Below are 8,482 nucleotides of genomic sequence, written 5' to 3'. Positions count from 1 at the left end.
CTCCATGAAGAAGCAGAAGGCTTGCTGGAAAAGCTTATGTCTGTAAATGTATACAGCGCTTATCATCTCACCAGAGCCTTATTACCCGCTATGATAGCTGACCGCAAAGGCCATATTTTCAACATGTGTTCTACTGCCAGCTATGGCGCTTATCCGAATGGAGGCTCTTATAGCATTACCAAATATGCCCTGCTCGGTTTTACCAAAAATCTGCGGAAAGAGTTAATGCCACACAATATCCGGGTAACCGCTGTGAGCCCCGGCCCCACGTTAACCGCCTCCTGGGAAGGCTTTGACGCCCCTCCGGACAGAATGATGCCACCGGAAGACATTGCCAGCGTAATCTGGTCGGCCTGGACTATGGCCAAACAAACCGTTATCGAAGAAATTCAGCTCCGCCCCATGCTGGGAGATATTTAAAGCATTTATTATTTTGGCAGATAGTTATCCCGGGAGTATTTGTTCCAATACAAATTATCTAAATAACTAAATAAGAACATATTAAAATGTTTTAACTAACTTTTAACGGGGCCTTACACCTCTTCCGGGGCGGCTTTGGTTAAATTTGTTGACATAACTATGATGTACAGATATTGCATAAGGAAGTGTATTTACGCCATGTTGTTTTGTTTAGGTCTGGTAGCCTGCGCCTCCGCACAGGAGTTCCGCTTTACAACTACTGTGAGCAATAACACCGTGACGCAGGATGAACCGTTCCAGATTCAGTTTATGCTGGAAAACGGGGTGAATGTTGCCAGCTTTACACCACCCAGTTTCAAAGACTTTGATGTATTACAGGGGCCTTCACAAATGCAGGGGCAATCTATCTTCAATGGTAAGCGCTCTGAATACATTGCACTCAGCTACCTGCTGCAACCCAAACATGTGGGCAGCTTTACCATTGCAGGCGCACAGGCCCGCGTAAATGGAAATGTGGTTAAGTCAAATCCGGTTTTAATTGAAGTCAGAAAAGGAAATGCCCAGCAGCAACAACAGCAGCAGCAGGTGCCACCCGCTTCCGGCGGCGCGCAACCTCACCGCGGTGGAGAAGATCTTCCGGAAGGATTTCTGAAAAAAGGCGAAGACATCAACGAAAAACTCAAGAAAAATATATTCCTGAAAGTAGATGTAGATAAAACCAATTTATACGAAGGGGAACAACTAACGGCCACGTATAAACTTTATACCCGTCTGCCAACCAATTCCAGCGTTACCAAAGTACCTGCTTTCAAAGGCTTTTCCGCTAAAGATATTGAACTCCCTAATCCGCCACAGGCCACTGAGGAAAGGATTAACGGCGTTCCCTATAAAGTATTTACCATCCGTAAAACCCTCCTGTTCCCGCTGCAATCAGGCGCACTTGAGCTCGATCCGGTGGAAGTAGACAACCAGGTGCGGCTGGTAAAAATGGTGAGTAACAAACGAGGTGGTGGCCGCGCAAAAGATCCTTTCGACGATTTCTTCAATGACCCGGCCTTTAAAGATCCTTTCTTTGACGACTTCTTTAACCGCCCGGAAGTGGAATACCAGGATGTTCCGTACAAAATACAAAGCTCACCAATTAAGATCAATGTAAAGCCTGTTCCTGTTGAAGATCGGCCGCTCAGCTATAATGGCGCAGTGGGTAAATTCAACATGACGGCGGTAGTAGATAAAAATAAATTAACGACCGACGATGCGCTTACCCTAAAGGTAACCGTCAGCGGACAAGGAAATGTGAACCTGCTCAACTCTCCTAAAATAGAGGTCCCCACCGGATTTGACAGGTACGATCCTAAGGTAACCGACAATATAGAAAAGAACAGCAACCCACTTTCCGGCAGCCGTACTTTCGAGTATGTACTGATGCCGCAGGAAGCCGGTGATCATACCATTCCGGCCGTTGAATTCTCTTACTTTGATCCGGCTGCCAACAGCTACAAAACACTGCGCTCCGAACCATTCAATGTACACATTGAACAGGGCAAACATATTAAACAGGATAAACAGGACTATGGCACCGGCAAAAATGACCTGGTGAAAAATAATACCGGTATCCTCGACTGGACAAGGCATCACAGCTGGTTTATTCTCAGCCCCTGGTTCTATATCTTATTGTTATTACCATTGCTGATTTGTGCCGGCATTGCTTTTTACAAGCGCAGAAAAGACTACAACACGACTAATGCAGCGGTTCTCAAACATCGTTACGCTAACAAGGTGGCGCTGAAACGACTGGAACTGGCCGCCCGTTACCTGAAAGAAGGAAAGGATAAAGCATTTTATGAAGAAACGTCCCGGGCAGTGTGGGGATATCTCAGTGTGAAACTGAAAATACCTGCGGCTGATCTGAGTAAGCAAATCGTGCAGGATAAATTGAGCGCCCGTAGTATTAACGGCAGCAACACTCATGAACTGTTTAACCTGATAGATAATTGTGAAGTAGCCTTGTATGCACCCGGTCAGGATGATCGCAAAATGCAGGGTACTTACGAGCAGGCTGTTGACATTATCAGTAACCTGGAACAGGCGTTGAAGAACTAACCATTTAACGAAAGGCGAAAATGCTGAACTATAAGAATATTAAACCGGTCTTTTTTGCAATGGCTTTGCTGCTAACGGCGATCGTTAGTCGGGCTCAGGCTGCTCAAAGCAACGAGCAACAACGTTTTGAGCAGGCAAATCTTCTTTTTACCCAAAGCAAGTATACAGAAGCAGCAAGAACTTATCAGCAGTTACTGGATGAAGGACATACACAAAAAGAACTCTACTTCAATGCCGGCAATGCCTGGTACAAAGCAGGTAAAACCGGTCAGGCTGTATATAGCTACGAGAAAGCCTTACAGCTATCGCCTGAGGATGCAGCCGTAAAGCATAACCTGGCCATTGCCAATCAGAAAGTAAATGGTTTTGTGGAAGAACTGCCGATGTTGTTTTTTCAAAGGTGGTGGTTACAGCTTCAACATCTCCATAATGCCAATGGATGGGCAATAGGCACCGTGGTGTTATGCTGGTTGCTGATAGCAGGCATTGTGCTCAATGCTTATCTTCCCGGATGGAAAAATAAATTCCTTCGCTGGGGTAATTATATAGTTGGCGTATTATGCGTACTTTATCTGCTCATGGCCATTGACGCTTACCTCACTTTTAATAATCACGAATCCGGTATTGTGATGAACAGCCATATCAAAGCAAAAACATCTCCTGATGAAAACAGCCGCGATGCATTTGAAGTGGGAGAGGGTATGAAAGTGCATATCACAGATGCTACTGCCGACTTTTGCAAAATAGAACTGGCAGACGGTAAAAACGGATGGATTAGTTGTGCTTACATTAAGCGGTTATAAGCGTTCTATGCGCAGGAGGAAATCCTGTTTCTTTTCGCGTGCTACCGGAACGCTGTAGCCATCGCACATAATTATTTCGCCTCCATCTCCCTTTATATATTTATCCATAAAAGACAGGTTGATCAGGAAGCTGTTGTGTACCCGGAAGAAGCCTTTATCAGACAGCCATTCTTCCATTTCAAGGAGTGTGCGTAATACGATGACGGGCTTTTCAGGTTCATGCAGATGCAGTTTTGTCTGGATACCGGAAGATTTACAATAGATAATATTTTTAGCGGCTACCATACGCAGGCCGTCCATAGTAGGCAGGGCCAGTCTTTCGTCCTGATACAGGTGTTGTTGCAGGAATAGCAGCAGGTTATCGACTTTCTCACTTCTGTCGGCACTGGTTTGTTGGCCGGCCTTATCCACGGCATCCCTTAACTCTTTAATATCAATGGGTTTGAGCAGGTAATCCAATGCGCTGTGGTGAATGGCTTGCAGGGCGTACTGATCGTAGGCGGTAATGAAAATAACAACGAAATCGTGGTGATTACAGGCTTCCAATACCTGGAAACCGTCCATGCCGGGCATTTCCACATCCAGGAAGATCAATTGGGGTTGCAACTCATGAATGGCTGTTATAGCGTCAGTACCGTTACAACATACTGCCTGTACGGATACTTGCGGGCAATACCTCTCCAACATCATTTGCAGCGCATCCCGACTATGTTTCTCGTCGTCCACGATAATGGTACGCATTTGGTCAGATTAAATTAAAAGTCCGGGTATTACAGATTTGCAGTGAGATCTTGCTAATATGGTCATTGATTCGAAAAATCCATGTAGAAATTAAGCAATTAATGGCATATTTCCAATTAAAGACTCAGCCCGCCAGGGATTGCCGGGTGCCTACATGTTGCATGCTGATAATAAGGCGGTTACCGGTTGGCAACTGTTCCGCATCATACACCTGCAATGCCTTGATGCTGGCCTGCATATGGTATTTTTCACTCATCATATACAATCGTTCTGAAGCGATATCAATGCCGGAGGCCTGCCGCTCGCCGGTACTATCCAGCACTTCGGTGATCAGGATGCCATTGTCTTCCAGCTGAATAAACAGCCGGTCTTTTTCCTTACGGATGGTGATCAGCAGCTGTCCGCCTGTTTTCTGAGGCCGCAGCAAGATCCGGTGCCAGATGGCATATTGCACATAGGGCTGAATGATCAGGGGAGGGATCAGGGTAAACTGTTTGTTTACTTCCGGCAGCACATTCAGCTGGTAGTTGAACTGTTCATCGAAGCGCAGTTGTTCCAGTTGTATATATAGTTCCAGGGCATCCAGTTCGTCTTGCAGAGAAATCCATTCCTTGTTGAAATTGCCTATCATAAGGCGCATCAACCGGGAGAAACGGGTCAGATACAGGGACGCCATATCTGTACTGGTGGTAAGAATATAATGGTGAATAGCGTTGAGGCTATTGAATATAAAATGAGGGTCCATTTGCGCCTGGAAAGCATGTAGCTCCAGGTTTATCAGGGCGTGGTGTTTGGTTATTTCTTTCGCTGAGGCTCTCCTTATTTTTCTTTCCCGGAGGGTAAAAAATACTACTAGGGTAACGAGACTTAACAAAAAAAACAGCCAGAACGGCCACTCCGCAGCAAAGACTATTTCTGTGTAATGATGTGCCACATATTAGGTTTACAGGAAGATGATCTTCTTCTCGTATAAGCGGAATAAATATCGGCTAATTAATCTCCTTAAGAAAGTGGGATTTACTCCGAGGTTGAATTTTAACGGAAATCGGGGAGAATGAGGTGAAAAGTGGCGGAACAGCTTTTAGCCGTTAGCTTTTAGCTTTTAGGAAATGCAGCGGGTGGCCAACCTATCATGATCTTCGCTGCATTTCCTAAAAGCTAACGGCTAAAAGCTGTTTCTTATGCTTCGGTAAATTTATATCCTACTCCTCTTACAGAGTGAAAATAGCGGGAGTTGCGGCTGTCTTCTTCGAAGTACTTCCGGAAGTTGAGAATAAAGTTATCGATGGTACGGGTAGTAGGGTATACGTTATATCCCCATACCACCTGCAGGATCTTTTCCCGGGTAACGACTTCTCCTTTGTTTTCGATGAGTAATTTCAGCAGCATGGCTTCTTTTTTACTCAGCTCATAATGTTTGCCGTCTTTGCCTACGCATTCCTGTGCGGCAAAGTCGATCATATTTTCTCCGAACCGGTATACGTTGGGTACACTGTCTTTGTCCTGGATCTTCTTATTTTTTACGATGAGTTTCTCCACGCGCAGCAATAGTTCTTCCAGGTTAAACGGCTTGGTCATGTAGTCATCGCCGCCTTTCTTGAGTCCTAGCACGCGGTCTGCACTGCTGTTCTTGGCGCTCAGGAACAGGATAGGTATTTCATTGTTTTGAATACGGATGTTTTCACATACCGCTATACCATCCATTTCGGGCAACATGATGTCCAGTATAATGAGATCGAAATATTCGTTTTTTACTGCTTTCAGCGCAGCGGTGCCGTTGTCTACTGCGGTAACCTCGTATCCTTCCAGCTCCAGGTTCAGCTTCAGCGCTTCCTGGAGATTTTCTTCATCCTCCACCAGCAGTATTGATGCCTTTGTCGCTTCCTTCATGTGTTATTGTTTGATTTTACATCGAATCCGGATTCTCCGGTATTCATCAATCCGTCATCTAATTTACGCCGTTTGTACGGAATATTCAGGCAAGGTTATTTCAAAGCAGCTACCGGTAGGTATGTTATCCTTTACTTCGATCTCGCCTCCATGCTGTTCCACTATCTTTGCGGTGAGGAAAAGGCCGAGGCCAGAGCCTTTCGCCTTACGGGTATTTTCATTACCCACGCGATAAAATTTCAGGAAGATTCTTCTTTTTTCTTCCTCCGGTATCCCCGGACCTTCGTCGATGACCTGTAACTTCAGCTGCTCCTCGTTTTCAAAGAGTTTTACAATGATGACAGTATTCTTAGGTGCATATTTGGCGGCATTTTCCACCAGGTTGCTGAGTATAATCTGCAGGGTTAGTTTATCACCATCCAGCCATACATCCGGTAAAATTTCTGCCTGTATCTGATGGGTGCCTATGCGGCCATCCAGGTCTTTGATGCTACCTGCTACCAGTGCTGAAAAATCCAGCGGTTCTTTATACAGCTGATATTTGTGTGTTTCCAGTTGCGCTGCCAGCAGGATGTTATTACATAACTGGTCCAGGCGATTGGTTTCACGAATGGTGTTATTAATAAGCTTCAGTTGTTTTTCCTCGTCCAGCCGGTGTTTGCGGATAGTTTCGAGGTTTAATTTAGCCGCCGCAATAGGTGATTTCAATTCATGCGTAACGGCCATCATAAAGTTCTGTTGCTGCCTGCTAAGCTTCATATATTTCCACACGGCTCTGTATACAAAGAGTGCGCCGAGTAAAATGATTCCTAAAAAAATGAGCCCTTCGCCCAGGTATTTGAAAGAGCGCATATGCTCTTCCTTGTTAATCCGCTGTAGTTCCAGCTGATGGGCAATCGGTTGTGCCAGGCTGTCTACACGTAAATATAGGTTTTGCCGTTCAAAGCCGCTGATCTGTTCACTTTGTCTGAACAAGAGAATGCCCCACCACACGAGGGCTGCTATCGTATATGCCAGTACTAAAAAATAGACGAGGGAAACGGATTTGCCCTCCTGCATTTTATTGAAAATTTTTTTCATCATTGCCTCGTACCGGCTTTCTCAATCCGCAAGCCAACATTCATCACATGGGGTAGCGGATTTTGCCGCATATTTTGTTCAAATGTAAATTTATAGATCCCCGGCTTATTAAGGATGGCGCGCTGTTGAATGAAAACGCGGTGTTCATAAATATCATCCAGGCCGGAACCAGCCCATTTTCCTGTTACATCTGCGAGTGGCAATTGCACCCGCTGTTCCTGGACGGTACTGTCGCCCGGAGTCTGCGTTGCTACCAACAGCCAGATGTTACTGTAAGGGTAAGCATCTGTATGCCTGATATTAACATAAATGTTATACAGATATGCAGTGTCCTCCGGTTGTATTTTTACTTCAAAAGACGGTTTGTAATCATATGTCCACTCATGTCCCGGGATTTCCAGGTTTTTCTCGTAAGTGTCCATTTTAGGCGGCTTGCAGGCTGCAGCCAACAATAACAAGCCTGCTGTTGCCAGGAAAAGTCTGTTCATACGGTATTCGCCTTACTATAAAACGTTTAAAACTTGTTCTTTGGCTTTTTCCAGTTCATCCTTCATCAACACAACCCATTGCTGTATACCGGCATCATTGGCTTTGGAGCCGGTGGTATTTATTTCACGACCTATTTCCTGTAACACAAATCCCAGTTTCTTTCCTTTGGCGGAATCAGCGTCTTTCAATATTTCCATGAAATAGCGCAGGTGATTCTCGAGGCGGGACAATTCTTCTGAGATATCCAGTTTTTCCAGATAGAAGATCAACTCCTGTTCCAGTCGGTTACTGTCTACATTTTCTTTACCTACATGTTCTGCCAGCAATCCTTCCAGACGTTGACGGATACGGTCTTTACGCAGCGGGTCCAGTTCTTTCACCTTCTGCATAGCCGCATCAATGTTTTCTATACGTAGTTGCAGATCGGCATCCAGCATCTGTCCTTCATCAATACGATGGGTGTCCAGATCGGTCAATGCCTGACGCAGCGTACCTTCTACGTCTTTCCACTCTTCTTCTGTCATTTGTTCGGTAGCAGGACTTACTACTTCCGGTAATTTCATCAGTACATTGAGCATATCGCCCTGCGGCAGTTCCAGCTGGTTAGCCAGCATGGTGATAGACTGGTAATAATATTTTGCGAGGTCTGTATTAATCACAACCGGTCGGGTAGCGCCATTCTGGCGAATATTAATCGTTGCATCCAGTGTTCCCCGCTGCAACGTTTGTTGCATAAGGGCGCGGATGTCAAACTCATAGGGTCTTAACAAAGGAGAAAACTTCAGATTCACTTCAAACTGCTTACCATTCAGCGATTTGATCTCCACTACGATACTAGTTTCGCCTCTTGTGCTTTCTGCCCTTCCGAAGCCGGTCATTGATTTCAGCATAATAGAAATTTGTAGGTGACAAACCTAGTTAAAAAAGCTGAAAGCGGAAAGGGGAAAGCTACCGAA

General features: G+C 45.2%; 9 protein-coding genes. 3 read left to right on the top strand and 6 right to left on the bottom strand.

The window, feature by feature from the left end; translation table 11 throughout:
• The 3 genes from VIP81_RS08440 to VIP81_RS08430 form a co-directional block, all read left to right on the top strand.
• Positions 1 to 420, top strand: a 420-nt coding sequence (locus VIP81_RS08440) for an SDR family oxidoreductase (protein WP_331958386.1), incomplete at its 5' end; no start/stop codon positions are given.
• Positions 421 to 579: 159 nt separating this feature from the next.
• Positions 580 to 2,523, top strand: a complete 1,944-nt coding sequence (locus VIP81_RS08435) for a BatD family protein (protein ID WP_331958383.1) — start codon at positions 580 to 582, stop codon at positions 2,521 to 2,523.
• A 59-nt stretch (positions 2,524 to 2,582) separates the two neighbouring features.
• Positions 2,583 to 3,326, top strand: coding sequence for a tetratricopeptide repeat protein (locus VIP81_RS08430; protein WP_331958380.1), 744 nt, complete (start codon positions 2,583 to 2,585; stop codon positions 3,324 to 3,326).
• On the opposite strand, the gene VIP81_RS08425 is transcribed toward VIP81_RS08430, so the two are convergent.
• From VIP81_RS08425 to VIP81_RS08400, 6 genes are all read right to left on the bottom strand, one after another.
• A complete protein-coding gene (locus tag VIP81_RS08425) occupies positions 3,321 to 4,067 on the bottom strand; it encodes a LytTR family DNA-binding domain-containing protein (RefSeq protein WP_331958377.1) in 747 nt (248 codons plus the stop codon). The genes VIP81_RS08430 and VIP81_RS08425 overlap by 6 nt on opposite strands.
• Positions 4,068 to 4,191: 124 nt before the next feature.
• Positions 4,192 to 5,001 carry a sensor histidine kinase gene (locus VIP81_RS08420; RefSeq protein WP_331958374.1) on the bottom strand — a complete coding sequence of 270 codons (810 nt, stop codon included), beginning with the start codon at positions 4,999 to 5,001 and terminating at the stop codon, positions 4,192 to 4,194.
• A gap of 245 nt (positions 5,002 to 5,246) precedes the next feature.
• Entirely contained in the window at positions 5,247 to 5,957 is a 711-nt protein-coding gene (locus VIP81_RS08415; protein WP_211971073.1) for a response regulator transcription factor, read from the bottom strand.
• 63 nt (positions 5,958 to 6,020) lie between these two features.
• Positions 6,021 to 7,016 (bottom strand): sensor histidine kinase, encoded by a 996-nt coding sequence (locus VIP81_RS08410; protein ID WP_331958366.1) that lies wholly within the window; start codon positions 7,014 to 7,016, stop codon positions 6,021 to 6,023.
• A 20-nt stretch (positions 7,017 to 7,036) separates the two neighbouring features.
• Positions 7,037 to 7,525, bottom strand: coding sequence for a gliding motility lipoprotein GldH (locus VIP81_RS08405; RefSeq protein WP_331958363.1), 489 nt, complete (start codon positions 7,523 to 7,525; stop codon positions 7,037 to 7,039).
• 15 nt (positions 7,526 to 7,540) lie between these two features.
• The gene (locus tag VIP81_RS08400; protein WP_331958360.1) at positions 7,541 to 8,416 is read right to left on the bottom strand and encodes a YicC/YloC family endoribonuclease; all 876 of its coding nucleotides are present in this window, start codon (positions 8,414 to 8,416) and stop codon (positions 7,541 to 7,543) included.
• Positions 8,417 to 8,482: the final 66 nt, after the last annotated feature.

Source organism: Chitinophaga sp., from assembly GCF_036566945.1.
Classification (GTDB): domain Bacteria; phylum Bacteroidota; class Bacteroidia; order Chitinophagales; family Chitinophagaceae; genus Chitinophaga.
This window is presented reverse-complemented; position numbering and strand designations above follow the sequence as displayed.

Excerpts from the sequence above, each read along its gene's own strand:
- VIP81_RS08435 (WP_331958383.1), top strand. The coding sequence starts at position 580 with ATGATGTACAGATATTGCATAAGGAAGTGTATTTACGCCATGTTGTTT.
- VIP81_RS08430 (WP_331958380.1), top strand. The coding sequence starts at position 2,583 with ATGGCTTTGCTGCTAACGGCGATCGTTAGTCGGGCTCAGGCTGCTCAA.
- VIP81_RS08425 (WP_331958377.1), bottom strand. The coding sequence starts at position 4,067 with ATGCGTACCATTATCGTGGACGACGAGAAACATAGTCGGGATGCGCTG.
- VIP81_RS08415 (WP_211971073.1), bottom strand. The coding sequence starts at position 5,957 with ATGAAGGAAGCGACAAAGGCATCAATACTGCTGGTGGAGGATGAAGAA.
- VIP81_RS08410 (WP_331958366.1), bottom strand. The coding sequence starts at position 7,016 with ATGCAGGAGGGCAAATCCGTTTCCCTCGTCTATTTTTTAGTACTGGCA.
- VIP81_RS08405 (WP_331958363.1), bottom strand. The coding sequence starts at position 7,525 with ATGAACAGACTTTTCCTGGCAACAGCAGGCTTGTTATTGTTGGCTGCA.
- VIP81_RS08400 (WP_331958360.1), bottom strand. The coding sequence starts at position 8,416 with ATGCTGAAATCAATGACCGGCTTCGGAAGGGCAGAAAGCACAAGAGGC.